The 23,089-nt window shown below is 50.2% G+C and carries 16 protein-coding genes; 12 read left to right on the top strand and 4 right to left on the bottom strand.

What is annotated here, in order from left to right; translation table 11 throughout:
* The first annotated feature begins 467 nt into the window (after positions 1–467).
* The 4 genes from C4H11_RS07830 (at position 468) to C4H11_RS07845 (ending at position 6,656) form a co-directional block, all read left to right on the top strand.
* Entirely contained in the window at positions 468–2,846 is a 2,379-nt protein-coding gene (locus C4H11_RS07830) for an LruC domain-containing protein (protein ID WP_129588291.1), read from the top strand.
* Between the two features lie 140 nt (positions 2,847–2,986).
* Entirely contained in the window at positions 2,987–5,056 is a 2,070-nt protein-coding gene (locus tag C4H11_RS07835) for an acetate--CoA ligase family protein (RefSeq protein WP_106041159.1), read from the top strand.
* Positions 5,057–5,128: 72 nt separating this feature from the next.
* Positions 5,129–5,584 (top strand): radical SAM-associated putative lipoprotein, encoded by a 456-nt coding sequence (locus C4H11_RS07840; protein ID WP_106041160.1) that lies wholly within the window; start codon positions 5,129–5,131, stop codon positions 5,582–5,584.
* Positions 5,585–5,588: 4 nt separating this feature from the next.
* Positions 5,589–6,656, top strand: a complete 1,068-nt coding sequence (locus C4H11_RS07845; RefSeq protein WP_106041161.1) for a TIGR04133 family radical SAM/SPASM protein — start codon at positions 5,589–5,591, stop codon at positions 6,654–6,656.
* 18 nt (positions 6,657–6,674) lie between these two features.
* Here the strand turns inward: C4H11_RS07845 and C4H11_RS07850 are convergent, their stop codons facing one another.
* The 4 genes from C4H11_RS07850 to C4H11_RS14660 all read right to left on the bottom strand — a co-directional run bounded on the left by C4H11_RS07850 (position 6,675) and on the right by C4H11_RS14660 (position 13,597).
* On the bottom strand, positions 6,675–8,096 hold the full coding sequence (locus C4H11_RS07850; protein WP_106041162.1) for a sialate O-acetylesterase: 1,422 nt from the start codon (positions 8,094–8,096) through the stop codon (positions 6,675–6,677).
* A 19-nt stretch (positions 8,097–8,115) separates the two neighbouring features.
* On the bottom strand, positions 8,116–10,608 hold the full coding sequence (locus tag C4H11_RS07855) for a DUF4982 domain-containing protein (protein WP_106041163.1): 2,493 nt from the start codon (positions 10,606–10,608) through the stop codon (positions 8,116–8,118).
* Between the two features lie 137 nt (positions 10,609–10,745).
* A complete protein-coding gene (locus C4H11_RS07860) occupies positions 10,746–13,073 on the bottom strand; it encodes a family 20 glycosylhydrolase (RefSeq protein WP_106041164.1) in 2,328 nt (775 codons plus the stop codon).
* A 320-nt stretch (positions 13,074–13,393) separates the two neighbouring features.
* The gene (locus tag C4H11_RS14660; RefSeq protein ID WP_281644689.1) at positions 13,394–13,597 is read right to left on the bottom strand and encodes a DUF6078 family protein; all 204 of its coding nucleotides are present in this window, start codon (positions 13,595–13,597) and stop codon (positions 13,394–13,396) included.
* Positions 13,598–13,867: 270 nt separating this feature from the next.
* On the opposite strand from C4H11_RS14660, the gene proC reads away from it, so the two are divergent.
* The 8 genes from proC to C4H11_RS07905 all read left to right on the top strand — a co-directional run bounded on the left by proC (position 13,868) and on the right by C4H11_RS07905 (position 23,070).
* Positions 13,868–14,641 (top strand): pyrroline-5-carboxylate reductase, encoded by a 774-nt coding sequence (gene proC / locus C4H11_RS07870; protein ID WP_106043240.1) that lies wholly within the window; start codon positions 13,868–13,870, stop codon positions 14,639–14,641.
* 58 nt (positions 14,642–14,699) lie between these two features.
* Positions 14,700–16,499, top strand: a complete 1,800-nt coding sequence (locus C4H11_RS07875) for a sensor histidine kinase (RefSeq protein WP_106041166.1) — start codon at positions 14,700–14,702, stop codon at positions 16,497–16,499.
* Between the two features lie 76 nt (positions 16,500–16,575).
* A complete protein-coding gene (locus C4H11_RS07880; RefSeq protein ID WP_106041167.1) occupies positions 16,576–17,130 on the top strand; it encodes a helix-turn-helix domain-containing protein in 555 nt (184 codons plus the stop codon).
* Between the two features lie 60 nt (positions 17,131–17,190).
* Positions 17,191–18,846, top strand: coding sequence for an AMP-binding protein (locus C4H11_RS07885; protein ID WP_106041168.1), 1,656 nt, complete (start codon positions 17,191–17,193; stop codon positions 18,844–18,846).
* A gap of 30 nt (positions 18,847–18,876) precedes the next feature.
* Positions 18,877–20,121 carry an acyloxyacyl hydrolase gene (locus C4H11_RS07890; protein WP_106041169.1) on the top strand — a complete coding sequence of 415 codons (1,245 nt, stop codon included), beginning with the start codon at positions 18,877–18,879 and terminating at the stop codon, positions 20,119–20,121.
* 183 nt (positions 20,122–20,304) lie between these two features.
* Positions 20,305–20,961: a PASTA domain-containing protein gene (locus C4H11_RS07895; protein ID WP_106041170.1), complete on the top strand. Its 657-nt coding sequence runs from the start codon at positions 20,305–20,307 to the stop codon at positions 20,959–20,961.
* Positions 20,962–21,022: 61 nt separating this feature from the next.
* Positions 21,023–22,090, top strand: coding sequence for an RluA family pseudouridine synthase (locus tag C4H11_RS07900; RefSeq protein ID WP_106041171.1), 1,068 nt, complete (start codon positions 21,023–21,025; stop codon positions 22,088–22,090).
* A 5-nt stretch (positions 22,091–22,095) separates the two neighbouring features.
* A complete protein-coding gene (locus C4H11_RS07905) occupies positions 22,096–23,070 on the top strand; it encodes a D-alanine--D-alanine ligase (protein WP_106041172.1) in 975 nt (324 codons plus the stop codon).
* The last annotated feature ends 19 nt before the right edge of the window (positions 23,071–23,089 follow it).

Below are 23,089 nucleotides of genomic sequence, written 5' to 3' on the forward strand. Positions count from 1 at the left end.
AAACCGCCAATAATAGAGGCCTTGCAATTTACAGTCCACACCGTATACCCTCCTCAGCTCCGTATAACCTCCGTATCAGCTCCGTATAACCTCCGTATCAACTCCGTATCAGCTCCGTATCAACTCCGTATCAACTCCGTATAACCTCCGCTTATATAGATACGGAGTTGATACGGCTTTGATAAGGCTGAGGTATGGACGGCACTTTCTTCAGAAGTTCTTAATAAAAGGAGTAGGAGACGAGGCACTCTTTTGTCTGATGGTAAAAAACGTTATTAACACCTCCCCTTATTTTTCTCGAAAGGTGATTCCGATATTCTTCCACTATTGGTTTCGATATTAGGATTTTGAGACAGAAATATGTTAAATATGTGGAAAAAAATCTCTTGTATTGGATAAAGCCCTATATTTGTAGAAAAAATGTAGAGAGTTGTATTATTCGTTCTATTTTTAATCTATATCCGAATATGAAAAAAGTAAAGTTTGGACTGATTGTATGGATGGGTGCTATGATGTTGGCATGCAGTCCGGATAATGATGTCTATAATCCAAAGTCTGAAGCTGCGAAAAAAAATCCATTGCAACTTACCACGACAGATGATTTCACGTGGGAAAACTTGCAGAAAGTAGGCATTACGGTGAAAGTGGCCGATCAATATAGTGCGACTTATACCTATGGTGTGGAAGTATTTGACAAGAATCCGATTACGGCCAAAGATGCAACCTTGTTGGCACGAGGTACGGCTACGGGCAAGAAAGATTTCTTTGCCTCCCTTGAAATAGGTAAAGGTACGAGCACATTATTCGTCAGACAAACCACACCGACAGGTGCCAAGCTGGTGAAATCGGCTGTGGTTGAAAGCTCAACGGCAACAGTTGATTTCAATGAGAAATATGTGGCGGGAACAAAGGCTGCTGTCACACGTGCCAAATCGGATTATACATCATTGCCCAAAACCCCTGCCGACAGTGATTTCCCGACAGCCGCACCGACAGATGCACAGACTCCGAGCGGCAGCACCATTTCCGCTGCGGGAAACTATATGCTGACAAGCAGCATAACGAAGGTATCCGGCAGTAATGTCAATTTGTATGTTACAGGCGATGTGAAATTGTCGTTCGGTAATGATGCAGACTCTTTCATTACCGGCAGCAACGTGAACATATACATCCTTCCGGGTGCCAAGTTGACCGTGGATGCACGCTACCGCTGGATTCTTCAAGCAGAAAAGACCACAATATACGTAAGCGAAGGCGGACAGCTGGTGAAAACAGGCGAATTCCCCGAAATAGGGCTGAAGAAGAACAGCGCCATCTACAACCGTGGTAAGGTAGAACTCCGCCTCATCGAGGCATCGGACAACGCCATTCTTTACAATCTGGCAAAAGGAGAACTCAAATGTACAGGCAACCACAATGGTAAGTTGACTTTCTTCGGTCAAAGTTTCTTCATCAATGACGGTACAACCATTACCGATGAGTTCAATGAAGTAAGGGATGATCGTGGTGGTAATATATATAATTTCGGAACAATGTCCGTGACGGGGAAAACACATATCAGTGCCACTCATCCGGTATGGGTGAACGAAGGGAAATGGACTACTGAGAACTTTGACTATGCAGAAAAAGCTGAACCTGTACTTGTTATCAATAAATGTCGTCTCAATGTAAACAATAAGATGGAAGTATATGCCCTATTTACAGTAGATGCGCATGGCAGTGTAGTGACCAAAGATTTGTTGATGACCAAAGGTGGCGTGAACTTGCGTAGTGGTGCCTTATTCCGTGTAGATGGTACGGCTGAATATAAACATGATGGCGGCGTATTTACCGGCGTTGGTAGCGAAAAAGCATTGCTTATCATGAATTGTGCCACCACACAAGGTGCGGCGACAGTATCATCTGGCCAGCATGCCCATTATAAAGGAAATCTTGTAGTGGCCTGCAACAACTATGTAGGCAATGTGAATGTGACAACTGCCGGCGGTGCCTTGCTGACAAGCGATGTGAATAACACAGGGGTAAACATTCCTGTCACCGAATGTAACCCCGGACATGTGGAAACACCACCGGCACCGGCTTCGGTCAACTATCAGTATGCCGTTTCTTTCTCGGGCATCTATGCGATAGAAGACCAGTGGCCTAATTTTGGAGACTATGACATGAACGACGCTGTGGTGAAGTTGGTTCTCACCGCTTCCGGTAATGGTGAAGCGGCGTCAGAAGCGGAGGCAAAGAATATTCCGCTGACCAAGTTGGAAGTGACCGCTACATTTATGGCAGTAGGTGCAAACAACACTCTTGGCGCTTACGTGCAGTTGGATAATGTTGCAAGCAGTGCCGTTACTTTGGCGAGTGCTAATGGCGTTGAGTTGGAAAGCGGTCAGAGCAAAGCAGTGTTGAAGCTCAATGGAAATATTGCCCAATTGCTGGGGGGCCAATATGTGAACGTCAGCGGAGAACGTTCTGACACACGCTATAAGACAGTGACCGGCACACTTTCAATCCCTGCCGGTATTCGTGCCTCCGACATCAGTTTTGACAAGGTGAACTTCTTCATCACGGTGGGCGACGCAAGCACAGGCAGACGCAAAGAGGTGCATCTCAAGAATTTTGCCATGACAGACAAAGGAGCCTCCAGCGGTGATAGTTTCGCAGATAAGTATCAGACGGCCGATAACTTCGTATGGGGTATATGTGTTCCGGGCGAAACTTATGCCTGGCCCAACGAACGAGTATCCATTAAGGATGTGAATGAGAGTTTCGTCAATTGGGTGACGTCGGGCGGTACGGCAGGCTTGCAATGGTACAAGGGCGATACCAGCGAAAGCGTGTCGCCTCAGTAAGGCAACTAATTAAAGTATAGATAGGACGAGGGTGTGGCAAATACAGTTTTGCCACACCCTCTTTTTTTGTATCTCGTTTGTTTTTACACATAGAAAATGTATTTTTGTGCATGAATCGTGAACTTAATTCAAAACAAACTATGATAACAAATCAATTGCTTCGACCGGACAGCATCGTGGTGGTGGGAGCATCCAACAATGTACACAAGCCCGGAGGAGCCATCCTAAGAAACCTTATCCAAGGAGGATATACGGGCGAACTCCGTGCCGTGAATCCCAAGGAAGCCGAAGTGCAGGGCATTGTCGCCTTTGCCGACGTGAAAGACATCCCCGACACCGATTTGGCGATTCTCGCCATCCCCGCCTCGCTCTGCCCCGATGTAGTGGAGGTGCTTGCCGCCGAAAAACAGGTACGTGCCTTCATCATTCTGTCGGCAGGCTTCGGCGAAGAGACCCGTGAAGGAGCTTTGCTCGAGAACCGTATATTAGACACGGTGAATAAATACGGCGCATCGCTGATTGGCCCTAACTGCATCGGTCTGCTGAATACTTGGCATCACAGCGTGTTCAGCCAACCCATTCCGCAGCTTCATTCAAAAGGAGTAGATCTGATATCCAGTTCGGGTGCCACAGCGGTGTTCATCTTGGAGAGTGCAGTCACTAAAGGTTTGCAGTTCAATTCCGTATGGTCTGTGGGCAATGCCAAACAGATTGGTGTGGAAGATGTGCTGCAATACATGGACGAGCATTTCAACCCGGAAACAGACTCCAAGATAAAACTCCTTTATATAGAAAGCATCGGAGACCCCGACCGCATGCTCTTTCACGCCTCCTCACTCATCCGCAAAGGATGCCGCATCGCCGCCATCAAGGCAGGCAGCAGCGAAAGCGGGAGCAGGGCTGCCAGTTCACACACGGGTGCCATTGCAAGCAGCGACTCCGCCGTAGAGGCTTTGTTCCGCAAGGCAGGAGTGGTGCGTTGCTACTCGCGCGAGGAGCTGACAACGGTAGGTTGCATTTTCACCCTGCCCGAGCTGAAAGGAAAGAATTTCGCCATCATCACCCATGCGGGAGGCCCGGGCGTGATGCTGACCGACGCCTTGAGCAAAGGCGGACTGAATGTGCCGAAATTGGAAGGTCCGGTGGCGGAAGAGCTGAAAAGCAAGCTTTACCCCGGCGCATCGGTGGGCAACCCCATCGACATTCTGGCCACGGGTACTCCGGAGCATCTACGCTTGTGTCTGGATTATTGCGAGGAGAAGTTCGACGAGATAGATGCCGTGATGGCTATTTTCGGTACGCCGGGATTAGTGACCATGTTCGAAATGTACGACGTGCTGCACGAAAAGATGCAGACCTGCCGTAAACCGATTTTCCCCATCCTGCCTTCCATCAATACAGCGGGAGCCGAGGTAGATGCTTTTCTTGCCAAAGGACATGTGAACTTTGCCGACGAGGTGACGCTGGGCACGGCACTTTCGCGCATCGTGAATGCTCCTCGTCCTGCCAATAATGAAATAGAATTGTTCGGAGTGGACGTTCCCCGCATACGCCGTATTATCGACTCCATTGCCGAAGACGGTTACATCGAGCCACATAGGGTGCAGGCTTTGCTTCACTCGGCCGGCATTCCGGTAGTAGAGGAGTTCGTTTCGGACAAAAAAGAAGAAGTGCTTGCTTTTGCCCGTCGCACAGGTTTCCCGGTGGTGGCAAAGGTCGTAGGGCCGGTGCATAAGTCCGATGTGGGCGGTGTGGTGCTGAATATCAAGAGCGAGCAGCATCTGGCGCTGGAGTTCGATCGTATGATGCAGATTCCCGAAGCCTGCGCCGTCATGGTGCAGCCCATGCTGAAGGGCACGGAACTGTTTATCGGCGCTAAGTATGAAGCGAAGTTCGGCCACGTGGTGCTTTGCGGTTTGGGAGGCATCTTCGTGGAGGTACTGAAGGATGTATCTTCCGGTTTAGCGCCTTTGTCATACGAAGAGGCCTACTCCATGATTCGTTCGCTGCGTTCTTATAAAATCATCAAAGGCACACGCGGGCAGAAAGGACTGAACGAAGATAAGTTTGCCGAAATTATCGTGCGTCTCTCCACCCTGCTGCGTTTTGCCACCGAAATAAAGGAGATGGACATCAATCCGCTGCTTGCAACGGACAAGCAGGTGGTGGCGGTAGATGCACGCATACGGATAGAGAAAAAGCGGGAGTGACAAAAAATGCAGCCATCATGCAGTATTTGTTACCTTTATGCGTTTCATTGATATAACCTAAATAAACTGTCTATGAAAAAATGGAAAAGACAATGGCTGACTGCCTGCAATGAAGTGTTATCCGGGATGTTGACCTTATTGGGGTTTGCATCGTGTATAGGAGGTGAAGCCCCGGCTGAATACGGGATGCCATACGCCAAGTATGAAATCAAGGGGAAGGTACAGAACGAAAAGAAGCAGCCGCTGAAGGGCATGCGCATGATTGTGAAAGAGCATCCTCCGGTAGCGAGCAGCTACTATTCCGATCGGAAAGATACGCTTTATACGGAAAACACGGGTGAATATGCTTTCAAAAAAGAGGATGCATGGCCTCGTATGAGCTATCGGATTGTCTGCGAAGACCCTGCCGGCGTATATAAAGCCGATTCCGTGGATGTGGAGATGAAACCGGAAGGGGGTAAAGGCAATTGGTATGAAGGCAGCGACAGCAAGACAGTAGATTTTGAACTGAAGAAAAAACAACAATAACCCCGTGGCAGCCCTTTCCATCCGTAAACGTCTGGCGCTGGAGGTGGCGTGTAGAATCCGCAACAACCGAAAAGAGCTGCATCCGTTGAAGCAACTCTTCTGGGAGTGTACGCAGCGTTGCAACCTTCATTGCAAGCATTGCGGCAGCGATTGCAAGCGCACTTCCGAGGTGAAAGACATGCCTGCCGCAGACTTCCTGCGAGTGATTGATTCCATCACACCCCATGTCAACCCGAGAGAAGTGAACATCGTTATCACCGGTGGCGAGCCGTTGATGCGCGATGACTTGGAGGAAGTGGGCCTTGCCCTCTACCGTCGCGGCTATCCGTGGGGGCTGGTATCCAACGGCCTTTACCTCACCGCCGAGCGTTTGCAGGGCTTGATGGAGGCGGGGCTTCATGCCATCACCATCAGTCTGGACGGTTTTGCCGATGAACACAACTGGCTGCGGGGGCATCCTGACAGCTACGACAGGGCGATGGATGCCATCAAACGATTGGTGTGTGAGCCCGAACTGACGTGGGACGTGGTTACTTGCGTCAATCGCCGCAACTATCCTCACCTCGAAGCAATCAAGTCGTCGCTGTATAATAGTGGTGTGCGGCATTGGCGGCTGTTCACCATCTTTCCCGTAGGCCGTGCGGCGCGGCATCCAGAGCTTCAATTGACGGACGAAGAGTTCACGGGGCTGATGGAGTTCATCAAAGGTGTACGTAAGGAGAAGAAGATGCACCTAAGCTATGGGTGCGAAGGGTTCTTGGGCAATTACGAGGGTGATGTGCGTGACAACTTCTATTCCTGCAATGCCGGCATCAGCGTGGGTTCCGTGCTGATAGACGGCTCCATATCGGCCTGCCCCAGCATTCGCAGCAATTTCCATCAGGGCAATATCTGTCGCGATGATTTCATGGAGGTGTGGGAAAATCGTTTTCACGCTTTCCGTCACCGCGAGTGGATGAAGAAAGGCGCTTGCGCCGATTGCAGCTTCTTTCGCTATTGCGAGGGAAACGGAATGCACTTGCGCGATGAGATGGGAGAGCCGTTGCTCTGCCATCTCAAACGATTGTCGTAAGATCGTGCTCGCTGTCATTTACCAATCATCCGTGCGGAACGGAACGGTGGGGAGTTCGTTCCCGCCAATCATCGTGCCGGGCAGGAAGTCGCGGAAACAATAGCGCACGGCAACGGGAGCGGCAACTTTTTCGGAAGAGACCACCACCTCATTGGTTTGCCAATGCAGCCACACCTTGTCTGCCGGATGAAACACACGGTCTTCGCCCGCCACTTCGAAACCGCGAAGGTCGTAGTTGCGACAGATACCCATTTCGAGGTGGTCGAAAGATACCCATGCTTCTTTTCCTTTCGCTTTCCACGACTTGTATTGGGGACCGAAGCAATGTATCTGTTTCTGTCCGTAAGTGAGGTTCAGTGCCAGATAGCTGAGGCGGCGCCCCACTGCCGTCTTGTTACGGGGATGGATATTATAGACTTCATACGGCTCTACAAGGTCGTTGGTAGAAACCATGTTGCTGTTCGGAATCAGGCTTTGGGCTTTGAACTGGGCTTCGCGCAGATAGGCCGCCGCTTGTCCTTGCTCTTCTCCGTAAGCATAAGGGGCAATCTCCACGAAATAGAAAGGAATGTTGCCCAGCCCCCACTCCGTGCGCCAGAGGTTCACCATGTCGGCAAGGCGTCCGGCATAGGTGTCGTGGCGTCCCACGTTCGACTCGCCCTGATACCAGATAATTCCTTTGATGGTATAGTTCTGAAGCGGTTTCAGCATGGCATTGTACATCAACATGGGGCGGTGCATGGGATGCCGTTTCTCAATGGAATCACGATGCAGAGAAATGTCCGGGTAAGTCTCCAGCAACTCGCGGTTTATCCATCCCTCCACCGTGGAGCCCCCATAGGAAGAGTTGATGATGCCCACGGGAATGCGGAGCGCACGGCTCAGCGAAGTGGCGAAGTGGTAGGCCGTGGCGCCGAAATCGGGTGCGGTCTCTATTGAGGAGACTTTCCAACTGCTTTTGCAGTCGGTTTGCGGCTCGTACGCTTGATGCTTGGGCACGGTGAACATGCGCACGCCTTTGTTCTCGGCGGAGGCGATGATGTCGTCCACTCCGTTCAGGGTGCAGCAACCGGCAAAGCCTTTCAGAGGCATCTCCATGTTGCTCTGCCCAGAGGCAAGCCAGACTTCACCGACGAGGATGTTCTTCAAAGTTGTTTTCTCTCCGTCGTCAAAACAGATTTCATACGGTGTATATCCTGCCACGGGGGTTTTCACGGTGAGCAGCCAACGGCCGTCTTTGTCGGCACGGCACGTCCGTGTCTGTCCGTCCCACGAAGGAGTGACACGTACTTCAGCTTTCGGTGCAGCCGCCCCCCACAGCTTTACTTCGGCTTGTTGTTGCAGAATCATGTTGTCGCCCATCAAGGCCGGCAGTTTCACTTTTGCACCCATAGAGACAGCACAACAAAGCAGAATGAATGCAAGAACTTTACTTCTCATGATATTCTTCTATTGTTTTTTATTTACTTTCAATCGTCAGCACACCTTTCGCCAATCCTTTGGCGGTGGCTTCCAGTGTAATCTTTCCCGGCGTTTCGGAAGAAGCAACAATGGCGGTCATCATTCCACTGAAAACCTTCATCTTGGGAAGTTGGAAAGATTCGAGCGAAACGGGGTTGCCGTTAGCTCCCGCACGGTAGCTGCCGGCGCCTTTCACCTTGAAGCTTATCTCGTTCTCAGCCAGCGGACAGAGGTTGCCCTGCTCATCCACCACACGGACGGTGACAAAAGACAAATCCTTTCCGTCGGCTTTAATCTGCGAGCGGTCGGGCGTCAATTCGATGTGATGGGGATTTCCGGCGGTATGTATCTCTTTCTCGGCCACGGCTTTGCCGTTTTCATCATAGGCAACGACCTTTACCGTACCCGGCTCGTACTTCGTGTCCATCCACATTAGCCGATAACGCTGTTGGCGTTTGAAGCCGGACATGGAAAGAGAATCCGCACTGTTGTCGACCGTGACGGACAAGTCCTTCGTGCGTCTGCCCTGACTCTTGCCGTTGATGAAGAGTTCGGCCGACGGATAGTTGGTATATACGAACACCGGTGTCACTTCGCCTTCGCGCCCTTCCCAATTCCAGTGGGGCAGGATGTGGAGGGTCTCCTCTTTCTTGTTCCAATGGCTGCGATAGAGATAATAGCGGTCTTTGGGCAAGCCGGCAAGGTCGATGATGCCGAACAAGGAAGAGTGGCTGGGCCAATCGGTATAATAAGGAGTAGGCTCCCCCAGATAATCGAAACCGGTCCATACGAACTCGCCGATGCAATAGGGCAGGTCGTCGTGCTGTATGAAATCGTCTTCGGGCAGGTTCGACCATGAGCAATGCTCCACGTCGTAGGAAGATGCCTGATGGTCGGGGTACTTCTGCATGGAGCGGCGAACCACCGGAAACTTATATACGCCTCGCGAACTGACCGTCGAGGCAGTCTCGCTGCCCAGAATAATCTGTTGCGGCAGTTTCTTGTAGTTCGCCTGATACTTGTGAGGACGGTAGTTGAATCCGGCCACATCCATCACGGCGGCCATATTGTTTTTCACCACGGCATCGGGGGCATCCATGCCTTGCGTCACAGGTCGCGAAGAGTCTTCACGGTGGCAGATGTCCTGCAAGAAGCGGGATAACTTCGGCCCCCGGTCGCCATTCCATTGGTCGGACACTTCGTTGCCTATGCACCACATCACAATGCTCGGATTGTTGCGGTATTGGTGAATCAGGCTCACCAAGTCTTTTTCCGCCCATTCGTCGAACAGTTTGTGATAACCGTTCTGCAACTTTGCCGCTTTCCATTCGTCAAACGTTTCGGCCATCACCATCATGCCCATTTCGTCGCAAGCGCGAATCAGTTCCGGCGCAGGCATGTTGTGCGAAGTGCGGATGGCATTACACCCCATGTCTTTCAGTATGCGAATCTGACGACGGATGCCGGCTTCGTTGGCAATCGTCCCCAAAGGTCCCAAGTCATGATGATTGCATACCCCTTTGAACGAAGTGCGCTCTCCATTCAGATAAAAACCTTTGTCCGGAATGATTTCGATGGAACGGATACCGAACGGAGTGGTATATTCATCTTTCAACACGCTGCCCTCATAAATCTTTGAGACAGCCGAATAAAGCGTCGGCGAGTCGGGCGACCAGAGGGAGGGAGCATCTACCGTAAACTCCTGCTTAAAGATTCCACCGTCGTACTTTGTACCTTGCTTCTCGTCGGAAGCCATTACACGGCCTTTCGCGTCTTTCACTTCGGTGACGATGCGGTAGTCCGAAAAAGCCTTATGCAAGGGAATGTTCAGGCGGGTATTCAGGCAAATCTTGGCATATTCCCTCTTCACCACCGGTGTAGTAAGCTGTATTCCCCATGTGGGAATAAAAGCATCTTCATTGATAACCAGATGCACGTTACGGTAAATTCCCGCTCCCGGATACCAGCGTGAAGACTCGGTCTCGTTCTCCAGACGGACAGCCAGCGTGTTCTTACCCTCCGTCTTCAGATAGGGAGTGACATCCATATAAAAGGAGTTGTAGCCATAAGGTTGATAACCGGCTTCCTCTCCGTTGATGTATATGCGGGCATGGCTCATAGCGCCGTCAAAGATAAGCGTGGCCTTTTTACCTAAAGAGAAACCGGGAGCCTCGAATTTCAAACGATACCATCCTGCACCTACAAAAGGCAATCCTCCCGTACGTCCGGCATGTTCCATCGCTTCTTTCTGTCCATCCTGCGTAATGGCTACCTTCTGCATGTCGTTATGGATACTGAAAGGTCCGTATATGGCCCAGTCGTGGGGCACGGCGACAGACTGCCACTTCCTGTCATCATAGGCTTCCGCGGCGAAGTCTCGACTGTCTTCGCGGGTAAACTTCCATCCTTTCTCTAACGTATGTCTGACACGTACTTGGGCGTGGACAAACAGCGGGAAAGCCATCAGCAAGGCCATGATGATTCCGCTCATTCTATGCTTTTTCATTCTTTGCAAACTCTTAGTACATTATATCTTTATATTATATCTTTTATCGAACGGGCGTGGAGAGACAAGCGTTTAACGCCCGTTTCTCCACGCCTTTCGAATACCTTTTTTATCTCGACTTTTTATTCGATTACAATTTCATCTACGAACAAGAAAGCGGGTTTACCCTTTCCACCGTGCCAAGCGGGTATGCTCTTCTCGGAAGAGGCCACCACGTGTACATAGCGGGTCGTCGTGGGATTGAAGGTTGCTTTATGTTCGTGAAGTCCGTTGGGGTCGCTTTCCTTCATGGCGGGAAATTCTCCGGCGGACAGCCGGGTGAAGTTGTTGCCATCGTCCGAAACTTCTACAATGAAGTTGCGGGCATCGAATATCCAATCACCTTTCTCCACACACGTAGTGAGAGATACGGTTGAGATTTCTGTAGGTCGCAACAAGTCGATGACCACATCCATATCGTTGTTGTGGAATGCAATCCACTTGCCGGTCTTGTAGTTGCCGTTACCTCTCAGTCCGTCCACCAAAGTGGTGATGCCGTTGAAGCGATATTGGTCATTCACGGGCTGTTTGGCCACAATAGGCTTGGCCGTAGACTTACTGAAAGTAAGTTCTTCGGTCAGCATGCGGCTGTTGCCCGTTTCGCGGACGGCAAGTGCCTTGAACACGCAGCTCTGCTTGATTGCAAGTACGGAATCGGCCACGGCCGAAGCGGCTGTAGGCTCTGTTCCGTCCAATGTATAATGTATGGGAGCTTTGTCGATGGTGAGCATGCTCACGTTTATGGCCTCGCCGCTCGGGTCAATGTTGAAATCGGCTTTCACATCGAAAACATGTGTGGCGTAGTTGTAACCTTCGGCCTTATATATCTTGACGAGTCTTGTCAGGCGATCAAGGAAACACTCATAGTTTTTCTTTTCCGGATTTGTCCACTGCACTTCGGCCAAGGCTGCCCAACGGGGCAAAGCCATGTATTGCAGTTGAGAGAAAGTAGGAATGTATTCCGTCCAATGATTGGCCTGCACACCAACGATATGTTTTTGCTCATCGGCGGTCAACGAGGCAGGCATCGGTTCGTAGCTGTATACCCGCTCTATGGGGAGGTATCCGCCGATGGCCAACGGTTCGTTTTCAGTGTCTTTGCTCTGATAATAGTCAAAGTAAAGATAGGTGTTGGGCGTCATGATGACATCGTGCTTCTGACGGGCAGCTTCGATGCCTCCCGCTTCACCACGCCACGACATCACGGTGGCGTTCGGTGCCAATCCGCCTTCCAGTATCTCGTCCCAGCCAATGATTCGGCGCCCGTGGTCGTTCAGGAATTTCTCGGCATGGTTGATGATGAAGCTCTGCAGATATTCTTCTTTGCTGTGCTTGGAGTCGCCCTTGATACCCAATGCCTTAATACGCGCCTGACACTTGGGACAGGACTGCCATCTCACCTTCGGGCATTCGTCACCGCCTATGTGGATGTAGTCCGACGGGAAGATTTCCATTACTTCAGACAGTACATCGTCGATGAACGTCAGCACGCTGTCGTTTCCGGCGCACAGCACGTCTTCCGATACGCCCCATTGTGTCCATACTTCATACGGGCCACCGGTACATCCCAAATGCGGATAGGAGGCCAATGCGGCCTGCATATGTCCGGGAAGGTCTATTTCGGGGATGACGGTGATGTATCTTTCGGCAGCATAGGCAACGATTTCACGCGCTTCCTCCTGGGTATAGAAACCTTCGTAGGGCTTGCCGTCATACTCGCCGGAGTTTCGTCCGATGACGGTTTCCTTGCGTTTGGAACCTATCTCGGTGAGCAACGGATATTTCTTGATTTCCAATCGCCAACCCTGATCTTCGGTGAGGTGCCAATGCAGACGGTTCATGTTGTGGAGAGCCATCATGTCGATAAAGGTTTTTACCTCATCCACCGTAAAGAAGTGGCGGCTGACGTCCATGTGCGCACCACGATAGCCGAAGCGCGGGTAGTCGTTGATTTCTACGGCTGCGAGCACCGGCACGCTGTTGGCCTCCACGGGGATGGATTTGCGCAACGTCTGGATGCCATAGAATACGGCGGCCTCACTTGCTCCGGTGATTGTCACGCCATCGGTTGCCACCTCAAGTTTGTAAGCCTCCGGATTTTCAGAAGCCAATCCCAATGCGAGCAGGATGTTTCCTTTGCCCCCGGTTCCGGCTTCAACGGTATGATCCGTTCCGGTAGCTTTTTTCAGATAATCGGCAAGGTAGCCGGCATTGCGGCGCATTGCCTCGTTGTTCTCGGGATAGATGATTTTTACACTACGGTTAAGTTCGAAACTTCCGTCGGTACTTTGGGTTATTTCCTGTGGTAAAGGAACGATGCGATAATCTGCCGTTGTCTTCTTCACATTACTGCAAGAAGACAATACTCCGGTCATAGCCAGCATCCCTGCCAGTTTAAATAAAGTTTTCATGAATGGTTAGTGGTTAATGTTTTAAATATTATACAAATAAAGCCGTTAAATCACCAATGTGCAAGTTTTATTATAAGTTTTTTTAGATTATACCTCAAAAGCAATACAGGGAACAATTCTTTGTTTGTCAATACATTCCTCTTTCATCTGACAGTATAACTACAAACAACATGTGCAAAAATAAGGCTTTTTTGCTCATGTTGTTTGTTTCATGTGCAAAAAAGGGGCGTTTTTGCACATGTTGCAGCACAATACTATATATAGAGACTCCATTTCCAAATACGAGTGAAATGGCTTCAGTTGTATTGGGAAGCGGAATCTCATAGTAACGGGGAGGGGGTGAAACTTTTAGTCAAGGCCTCACGAGAAAGGTGAAACTTCAGTCTACCCAGCCGTACGACGACCTCTTTTGGAGCATGGAGAGCAACAAGGCGATGCAGGCAGTTTTCACCGTTCCGGCAGTCGGCTTTGAAGCAGTGAATATAGTTTTCGGGAACAAGACTGTAATCAAATTCTGTATTCATAAGTGCTTTATTTCAAAAAGATATTCCAATGACAAGACAAAAATACGCATTGTTCCTTTAACGGCTTACTATTTTCTGCATTGTGCATTTCTCCACAAAGCTAAAATCACGATATTTCCTTTATAAATAAAGAACACATTATTATTTTTATTGAACAGGCTTATAAATCAAGTTTTTTCAGTAAGTTTGCCATTTTATAACGCATTTAGGTTCTGTGGTTCAAAGAACTGTTTGAAAACAGATTTAACGATTATGGTTATACTCGAAGATATGAAAGTAGCGATCATCGGAGCCGGAAACATAGGGGGAGCCATCGCCCGAGGCATGGCAAAGGGTAGCATCGTCCCCGCCGGAAACATCACCGTGGCAGACCCCTCGCAAGAGAAATTAGACAAATTGCAGGCGGAATACACTTCCCTGCATGTGACAACCGCCAACCGTGAAGCCGCGGACAAGGCCGACATGATAATCCTTGCCGTGAAGCCGTGGCAGGCGGAACCCGTGATAAAGGGATTGCAAATAGCACCGGATACCCTTTTCGTATCGGTGGCGGCAGGCATCACATGCGAACGGCTGGCAAAATACATCGGGAACAATAGGCAGACGCTGTTCCGCCTCATCCCCAACACCGCCATCAGCGAGATGCAGAGCATGACGCTTATCAGCAGCCACAACGCCTCCGCCGAACAGGAGCAACTGATGCTGGACATCTTCAACGAGATGGGACTAGCCATGCTGCTGCCTGAAGAGAAGATGGCTGCCGCCACAGCCATGACCTCCTGCGGCATAGCCTATGTGCTGAAGTACATTCAGGCAGCCATGCAGGCAGGCATCGAGCTGGGCATCTATCCCAAAGACGGCATGAAGATGGTGGCGCAGTCAGTGAAAGGCGCGGCAGAGCTGATTCTTAACAACGATACGCACCCCGGCGTGGAAATAGACAAGGTGTGCACGCCCGGCGGCATCACCATACGGGGCATCAACGAGCTGGAGCACGAAGGATTCACCTCGGCCGTGATAAAAGCAATCAAGAAGAGTGTCTGACGAAGTCTATTCCAAACAATATTCCTCACAATTTATAACAGCTTAAATATCAACTCAAATGGATTTGAATCTTGCGGATATAGAAGAAGAGGTGCTCGACTTTATCATTGGAGAGGTACAAGCCGAGGTTCGCATTCTAACAGTGGCTGATGACCGGTTGTACATCTACAAAGAAAAAACGTTCGTTCCCGACGAGTTGGATTTTCAAACAACTACCATACTTATACATCCGGAAGACGCCCCCGGCTACGTGCAAATGTTCAATGATATTTCAACGGGCAAGGTAGATAAAAACAGGAAAACTTTCAGAGCAAGAAGCGGTGACGGGACTTATCGCCATTATCGCATTCAGTGCATGCGCCACGCAGACCAACAGGGCGAAACGGACTACATCCTTTTCACCCGATGCGATGTCACCGCTCATATAATGCAGTCCGAGAAGCATACGGAACTGGTTCATTATACCAATCAAGCCCATCTGATAAACCAAAACTGCGGCATTACCTTCTGGCGCTACAATCCATACACACGTATCTTCCACAACATCGATCCTTACCTCGATGAATACGAACCGGACATGAGTGCCGAGCAATTATTGCAATTCACCCATCCCGATGACAAAGAGACGGTAAGCAAATACCTTGAACGTAGCGAATCACTTTGCACGGAGATGCAACAGTTTCATTGCAGCTGTGCATGGGAGAACGGCATGGACTATCACTATTACAAGTTCATTCAGATCCCCTTCCTTGACGGAAAAGGGAAACTATTGGAATACGGCATTGCCCGCATAGACGAAACCCAAAAGGCAGAAACCGACCGGATGCTGCGCATCTCGCAGAGAGTGGGCAGAATAGGCTCGTGGAGCATAGATTACCAGATGGACAAATGTTTCTGCTCCGAAGAATTGCAAAAGCTGTTGGAGATGGATGAATACACTCCGGGCTTCAGCATCCGCAACTACGTGCACGAAGACGATAAAGACGAGTACGACCGCATCATAGCCGAAAACAAGGAAAAAGGAACCGATTACTCTTTCATCATGCGATTTAACACCGCGGCCGGCCGGATAAAATGGATGGAGTTTCAAGCCATAGCTATCAAAAACATCGAAGACAAGACTGTGGGCTATTACGGCACACTGACCGACGTGACCGACATCTACCTCGCTCGTCTGAAAGCTGAAGAGAGCGACCGCCTGAAGACGGCTTTCCTCGCCAACATGAGCCATGAGATACGCACACCGCTCAATGCCATTGTAGGGTTCAGCGACATACTGGCCACAGAAGAGATAAGCCCGGAAGATAAAAAGGCTTTTGGAAATATAATCCGGTCGAACAACGAACAATTACTCACGCTAATCAATGATATTCTCGACCTCAGCAACTTGGAGTCGGGCAGTGTGAAGTTCGTAAAGACTTCGTTCGATGTGGAAGAACTGATGAATGAAATCTACGCTTCCTATCACCCCAAGTTTAAAGATCTACCTGTCAAATTCGTTTATATACCGAAAGGCAAACATATCACGATGTGTCAAGACCGCCAGCGCCTGACAACCGTATTGACGAACTTCGTGAACAATGCCATCAAATACACGGACAAAGGCTCCATCACTATCGGCTATCAGGAAGAAGACGAAGGAGTGAAGTTTACGGTAACCGATACCGGAACGGGCATACCGAGCGACATGTTGGACAAGATTTTCAACCGATTCGAGAAATTAGGCTCTTTGGTGAAAGGCACGGGCCTGGGCCTGAGCATTTGCAAGACACTTGCCGACCGCATGCACGGAACGATAGGCGTAGAGTCTGTTCCCGGTGAAGGCAGTACTTTCTGGTTCCGGCTGGGACTGAAATAATTCTATCGCCAAGAAGCCCGAATAAACGGCAAAATGGTTACCTTTGCCGACATATCAAAATAAATACATCTACCTAATGGACGAACAGATTAGACAAATAGCCGAGCGCCTGCGCGGACTGCGCGACGTATTGGAACTGACCGCCGAGGATATTGCCCGAGATTGTGACATCTCTGTCGAAGAATATCGTCTTGCCGAAACCGGCGACCATGACATCTCCGTCAGCATGCTGCAAAAAATCGCCCGCCGCTACGCCATCGCACTCGATGCGCTAATGTTCGGGCAAGAGCCTAAAATGACCTCCTATTTCCTGACACGTGCCGGAAAGGGAACCAGCATGGAACGTACCAAAGCCTATAAATATCAATCGCTGGCCGCCGGCTTCATCAATCGTACAGCCGACCCATTCATCGTGACCGTGGAACCTAAGTCCGACGACACGCCGATGCACTTCAACAGCCATCCCGGACAAGAGTTCAACCTTATACTCGAGGGACGCATGATGATTTGCATCGACGGTAAAGAACTGATTCTGAACGAGGGAGACAGTCTGTACTTCAACTCCAAACTGCCGCATGGCATGAAAGCGCTGGACGGAAAAACCGTGCGCTTCCTTGCAGTCATCATGTAGAAATGCAATATTGTGCAATCTGCACATCAGCCATATAATATACGTTAGCACATCAGCAAAATGTTAGAAAGATTTTTATCGCAAACCTCTTTTTCTTCGCAAGAAGATTTCATCAAGAATTTTAAAGTAAACGTGCCGGAGAACTTCAACTTCGGCTATGACATAGTAGATGCCTGGGCTGCCGAAGAGCCTGACAAGAAGGCCCTGCTCTGGACCAACGACCAAGGCGAATGCCGCCAATACACCTTTGCCGACCTCAAGGCCGAAACCGACCGTACTGCCGCCTACTTTCAAAGGCTCGGCATAGGTCATGGAGATATGGTGATGCTTATTCTGAAACGTCGTGTGGAATTCTGGTTCAGCATCATCGCCCTGCACAAATTGGGTGCGGTGGTCATCCCTGCCACACACCTGCTGACAAAGAAAGACATCGTCTATCGATGCAATGCCGCCGGCATCAAGATGATAGTCTGCGCAGGTGAAGAGGTTATCATCAAGCACATTGTGGATGCCATACCGCAATCACCCAGCCTGAAAACACTTGTCAGCATCGGGCCGGACATGCCCGAAGGCTTCGAAAACTTCCATAAAGGAGTGGAGGCAGCTCCTGCTTTCGTCCGCCCGGCGCATGCCAACAGCAACGAAGACACCTCGCTGATGTACTTCACCAGCGGCACCACGGGCAACCCGAAGATGGTGGCACACGACTTCACCTATCCACTGGGGCACATCGTCACCGCCGGATTCTGGCACAACCTGCACCGTGACAGCCTGCATTTCACCATTGCCGATACCGGCTGGGGAAAAGCCGTCTGGGGGAAACTGTACGGACAGATGATTGTTGGTGCCAATATCTTTGTCTACGACCATGAGAAATTCACCCCTGCCGACATACTGGACAAAATACACGAGTACCGCATCACCTCGCTTTGCGCACCGCCCACCATATACCGCTTCCTCATCAAAGAGGATATCACGAAGTACGACCTCTCGTCGTTGGAGTACTGCACCACCGCCGGCGAAGCACTCAACTTCTCAGTCTACGAAACTTTTAAGAAGGTCACCGGCATACGCCTGATGGAAGGATTCGGGCAGACGGAAACCACGCTTACGCTGGGTACCTTCCCATGGATGGAACCGAAACCGGGCAGCATGGGTGTGCCCAATCCGCAGTATGCCATCGACCTGCTGACTCCTGACGACCGTTCGGCCGAAGACGGCGAACAGGGACAAATCGTTATCCGCACAGACAAAGGAAAACCTATAGGTCTGTTCAAAGAGTATTACCGCGCCCCCGGACTGACGGAAGACGCATGGCACGACGGCATCTACTACACGGGCGACGTGGCATGGCGCGACGAAGACGGCTACTACTGGTTCGTGGGGCGTGCCGATGACGTCATCAAGAGCAGCGGCTACCGCATCGGCCCGTTTGAGGTGGAAAACGCACTGATGACCCACCCCGCCGTAGTAGAATGCGCCATCACCGGAGTGCCCGACGAAATACGCGGACAAGTGGTGAAGGCCACCATCATATTGAGCAAGGAATACAAGGAGCGTGCCGGCGAGGAGCTTATCAAAGAGTTGCAGAACCACGTAAAGAAAGTGACCGCACCCTATAAATATCCGCGTGTCATCGAATTCGTAGACGAACTTCCCAAGACCATCAGCGGTAAAATCCGTCGCGTGGAAATCAGGAAAAACGATGAAAAATAGTTTCTTCCAACCCAAAGACTGACAGGTATTATGGAACATAACAAGCGGACATGGAAGCTGCTGCCTCTCATCATGGGAGCCATGCTTCTTTGGTCTGACATACTATATGCGCAAGCAAGAACAGCCAATGACGCTCAGCAAAACGCCTCGGACACGGTTTCGTTTACAAAGCGCTTCATCCACCGGTTGGAAGTGGAGGGGCGTGCCGGTTACATTTTTCCTACCAATGCTTTTCTGAAAGGAGAAAACAGCGGGATGAAGAGAATGGAAACGGCTTATGCCGGCCATTTGAAGTACGCCCTCCAGTTTCGCCCTCACACGAAAGCTTCGCAAGCCTACATCAGTGCTTATCAAGGCATAGGTCTGGGTTATTTCAACTTCGGCAACCATCGGGAAATAGGTAATCCGCTTGCTCTCTATCTGTTTCAAGGCGGAAGTATTGCCCGCCTCTCTCCTCGTTTATCACTCAACTACGAGTGGAATTTCGGTATTTCGTGGGGTTGGCAGCCTTACAACGAGACAAGCAATCCCAACAACAAGGTGATAGGTTCGCGTATCAACGCCTATCTCAACACCCACCTTTATCTGAATTGGACAATCTCCCCCCTGTTCGACCTCACGCTGGGAGCCACTGGCAGCCACTTCTCTAACGGAAACACCCGATACCCCAATTCGGGATTGAACACGATAGACAGCAAAATAGGGCTGATATACAACTTCAACCGCAAAACTTACGAGACTGCAGGTTTGTGCCAACATCCGGCCGTTCCTCCTTTTCCCCGACACGTCAGCTATGACTTGACACTGTTCGGATCATGGAGAAAAAAAGCGGTGGATGTCCCCGGCGGACAAGTACCTGCTCCCGACACCTACCCCGTGTTTGGCTTCGGCTTTGCACCGATGTACAACTTCGGTTACAAGTTCCGTGCGGGCGTATCGTTGGATGGTGTATATGACGGCAGTGCCAATATCCGGGCTACAAACGATTCTCAAGAGTTTCTCATACCGGCATTGCACAAGCAGTTGGCCTTAGGCTTATCTGCGCGCGGAGAGTTTGCGATGCCTTATTTCACCGTGGGCATCGGGGTCGGTGCCAACGTGCTGCATGGTGGTGGTGACATGAATACCTTCTACCAGATACTGGCACTAAAGATAGACATGTGGCGCAACTCCTACCTACACATAGGCTATAGCCTCTGCGAATTTCACGACCCTAACTTCCTGATGCTGGGCATCGGCTATCGCTTCAACAATAAACTTCCTAAGTTGTTCTGAAAAGGGAAGGGAGGATTTTCCGAAAGGAACTTTCAGGCTCGAATGACGGGACCACCGGTACTACACTTCATTGCGCTTCATAGGCAGACGAAAGGAAACAGAAAGAACAAAAACTTACAGTTTCTCCGTGTAGTATGTGTCTAAAGTTGTATCTTTGTCCGGAATAACGTACAACAATAGCTTATGACAATCAAAGATTTTTTCTCTTTCAGGCAGAATAAGTACTTTTGGGTGAATATCATCGCAATGGTTGTTACCATAAATGTCGTGCTATTCGGGGTTCTGAAGGGATTGGATATATATACGCACCATGGCAATGCCGTGGTGGTGCCCAACGTAAAAGGAATGGGCGTGGAAGAAGCAGAAAAGATATTCCGTAACCGGGGATTGAACTGCGTGGTGACTGACTCCAACTACGTAAAGACAATGCCCTTCGGAAGTATCCTTGAATATAGTCCGGCCGCCGGACAGAAAGTGAAAGAAGGCCGTGTCATTTACCTCACCATCAACTCTCGGAGCACCCCTTTGCAGAGCGTTCCAGACGTGGCGGACAACAGCTCGCTGCGCCAAGCGGAAGCACGTTTGCTGGCCGTCGGCTTCAAGCTGGCCGAGATACAGTATGTGCCCGGTGAGAAAGATTGGGTATACGGGGTGAAGTACAAAGGCAGGCAACTGGCAACCGGAGAGAAAGTACCCATGGGCTCGGCCTTGACGCTGATGGTAGGCGGAGGAGGTGCCTTGCCGCAAGAAGCTGATTCGCTGGATAACGGGCTGATAGGAACCGACACCAATCCTGCGACATCACCTGACAAATCGGCAACAGACGAACCTTGGTTCTGACACGTAACAGAACAAAACGCTTGCTAATTGCAAATAGTCAAAAAAAACAGTAAGTGCATAGATGATAGAATTGCCGGACAATATAGAGAATGATGAGTTGGACGATATAGAACCTGTGGGTAACGAAGCGCAACTCTATGAACACTTCCGCATAGTAGTGGACAGGGGGCAGGAGATGATGCGTGTGGACAAATATCTTTTCGACCGACTGACCAACGCTTCACGCAACCGCATACAGAAAGCCGCCGATGCCGGCTTCGTAATGGCCAACGGCAAACCTGTAAAGAGCAGTTACAAAGTGAAACCACTGGATATCATCACCGTGGTAATGGATCGTCCGCGTTACGAAAACGAGGTCATCCCCGAAGATATCCCCCTCGATATCGTATATGAAGACAAATGCCTCATGGTGGTGAACAAGCCCGCCGGATTAGTGGTACACCCCGGACACGGCAACTATCGCGGCACACTTGTCAACGCCATTGCCTGGCACCTGAAAGATACCCCCGACTATGATGCCAACGATCCGCACGTGGGGTTGGTACACCGTATCGACAAAGATACTTCCGGTCTGCTGGTGATAGCCAAAACTCCGGATACAAAGACCAGTCTCGGCAATCAATTCTTTTATAAGACCACCAAGCGACGCTATCGTGCACTGGTATGGGGGAACGTAGAACAAGACGAAGGCACCATCGAGGGAAACATAGGACGCAATCCCAAAGACCGCATGCAGATGACCGTCCTCCCCGACGATCAGGGCAAGCATGCCGTGACCCACTACCGGGTGGTGGAGCGTATGGGCTACGTCACTCTGGTAGAATGCATCCTCGAAACGGGGCGCACCCATCAAATCCGTGTGCACATGAAGCACATCGGTCACGTCCTCTTCAACGACGAGCGCTACGGCGGCCACGAGATTCTGCGGGGAACTCATTTTACCAAATACAAACAATTTGTAAATAATTGCTTCGACACCTGTCCGCGGCAGGCGTTGCACGCCATGACACTGGGATTCATACATCCCGCCACCGGAGAAGAGATGAATTTCACCTCCGAACTGCCTGACGACATGACTCTGCTGATAGACAAATGGAGAAGCTACATCAGTAACAGAGAATTAGAATGATTAGAATGAAACGTACCATTGCTATTGTAGGAGGAGGTGATACCTCCGAATTTCAGGTGTCCATGTGCAGTGCGCAAGGAGTCTATTCCTTTATCGACAAGGAAAAATACACACCTTATATCGTGCAAATGTGCGGCAGGGATTGGCATGTACAGCTTCCCGACGGAACAACAGCCCCCATAGACCGTAATGACTTCAGTTTCTTGCTGAACGGCGAGAAAGTGGTGTTCGACTTTGCCTATATCACCATTCACGGCACTCCGGGCGAGGACGGACGCTTGCAAGGCTATTTCGACATGCTGAACATCCCCTACTCTTGTTGCGGCGTGCTGACAGCTGCGCTCACCTACAATAAGTTTGCCTGTAACCAATATCTCAAATCTTTTGGCGTGCGCATTGCCCGTTCGTTACTGCTGCAAAAAGGACAAGCTGTCTCCGATGAGTACATCATTGAGAGAATAGGCCTGCCTTGTTTCATCAAGCCCAATATGGGAGGCAGCAGTTTCGGCGTCACCAAGGTAAAAACCCGCGAACAGATACAGCCCGCAATCGCCAAAGCTTATAAAGAGTCACGAGAAGCAGTAGTGGAGACTTTTTTGAAGGGAACGGAACTGACCTGCGGGTGCTACAAAACGAGAAAAAAGGGTGTGGTATTCCCAATCACGGAAGTGGTGTCCCACAATGAGTACTTTGACTATGAAGCCAAATACAATGGCAAATCTGACGAGATTACTCCCGCCCGCATTTCAGAGGGATTGCACAACCGCTTGGTTCAACTCACTTCCTCCATTTATGACCTGCTGAAAGCTCGTGGAATCATCCGAGTGGACTACATTATTACGTCCGGTGAAAAGATAAATCTGCTGGAAGTGAACACGACCCCGGGCATGACTCCCACCAGCTTCATCCCACAACAGGTGCGTGCCTCCGGACTGGATATGAAGGATATAATGACAGAAATTATAGAAAACGCATTTTAGCGGTAACACTAATCCCCGA

Origin of the sequence: Bacteroides zoogleoformans (assembly GCF_002998435.1) — a bacterium.
Taxonomy (GTDB): Bacteria; Bacteroidota; Bacteroidia; order Bacteroidales; family Bacteroidaceae; genus Bacteroides; species Bacteroides zoogleoformans.

Coding starts and splice junctions, on each gene's coding strand:
- C4H11_RS07830 (WP_129588291.1), top strand. CDS start 468: ATGAAAAAAGTAAAGTTTGGACTGATTGTATGGATGGGTGCTATGATG.
- C4H11_RS07835 (WP_106041159.1), top strand. CDS start 2,987: ATGATAACAAATCAATTGCTTCGACCGGACAGCATCGTGGTGGTGGGA.
- C4H11_RS07840 (WP_106041160.1), top strand. CDS start 5,129: ATGAAAAAATGGAAAAGACAATGGCTGACTGCCTGCAATGAAGTGTTA.
- C4H11_RS07850 (WP_106041162.1), bottom strand. CDS start 8,096: ATGAGAAGTAAAGTTCTTGCATTCATTCTGCTTTGTTGTGCTGTCTCT.
- C4H11_RS07855 (WP_106041163.1), bottom strand. CDS start 10,608: ATGAGCGGAATCATCATGGCCTTGCTGATGGCTTTCCCGCTGTTTGTC.
- C4H11_RS07860 (WP_106041164.1), bottom strand. CDS start 13,073: ATGAAAACTTTATTTAAACTGGCAGGGATGCTGGCTATGACCGGAGTA.
- C4H11_RS14660 (WP_281644689.1), bottom strand. CDS start 13,597: ATGAATACAGAATTTGATTACAGTCTTGTTCCCGAAAACTATATTCAC.
- proC (WP_106043240.1), top strand. CDS start 13,868: ATGAAAGTAGCGATCATCGGAGCCGGAAACATAGGGGGAGCCATCGCC.
- C4H11_RS07875 (WP_106041166.1), top strand. CDS start 14,700: ATGGATTTGAATCTTGCGGATATAGAAGAAGAGGTGCTCGACTTTATC.
- C4H11_RS07880 (WP_106041167.1), top strand. CDS start 16,576: ATGGACGAACAGATTAGACAAATAGCCGAGCGCCTGCGCGGACTGCGC.
- C4H11_RS07885 (WP_106041168.1), top strand. CDS start 17,191: ATGTTAGAAAGATTTTTATCGCAAACCTCTTTTTCTTCGCAAGAAGAT.
- C4H11_RS07890 (WP_106041169.1), top strand. CDS start 18,877: ATGGAACATAACAAGCGGACATGGAAGCTGCTGCCTCTCATCATGGGA.
- C4H11_RS07895 (WP_106041170.1), top strand. CDS start 20,305: ATGACAATCAAAGATTTTTTCTCTTTCAGGCAGAATAAGTACTTTTGG.
- C4H11_RS07900 (WP_106041171.1), top strand. CDS start 21,023: ATGATAGAATTGCCGGACAATATAGAGAATGATGAGTTGGACGATATA.
- C4H11_RS07905 (WP_106041172.1), top strand. CDS start 22,096: ATGAAACGTACCATTGCTATTGTAGGAGGAGGTGATACCTCCGAATTT.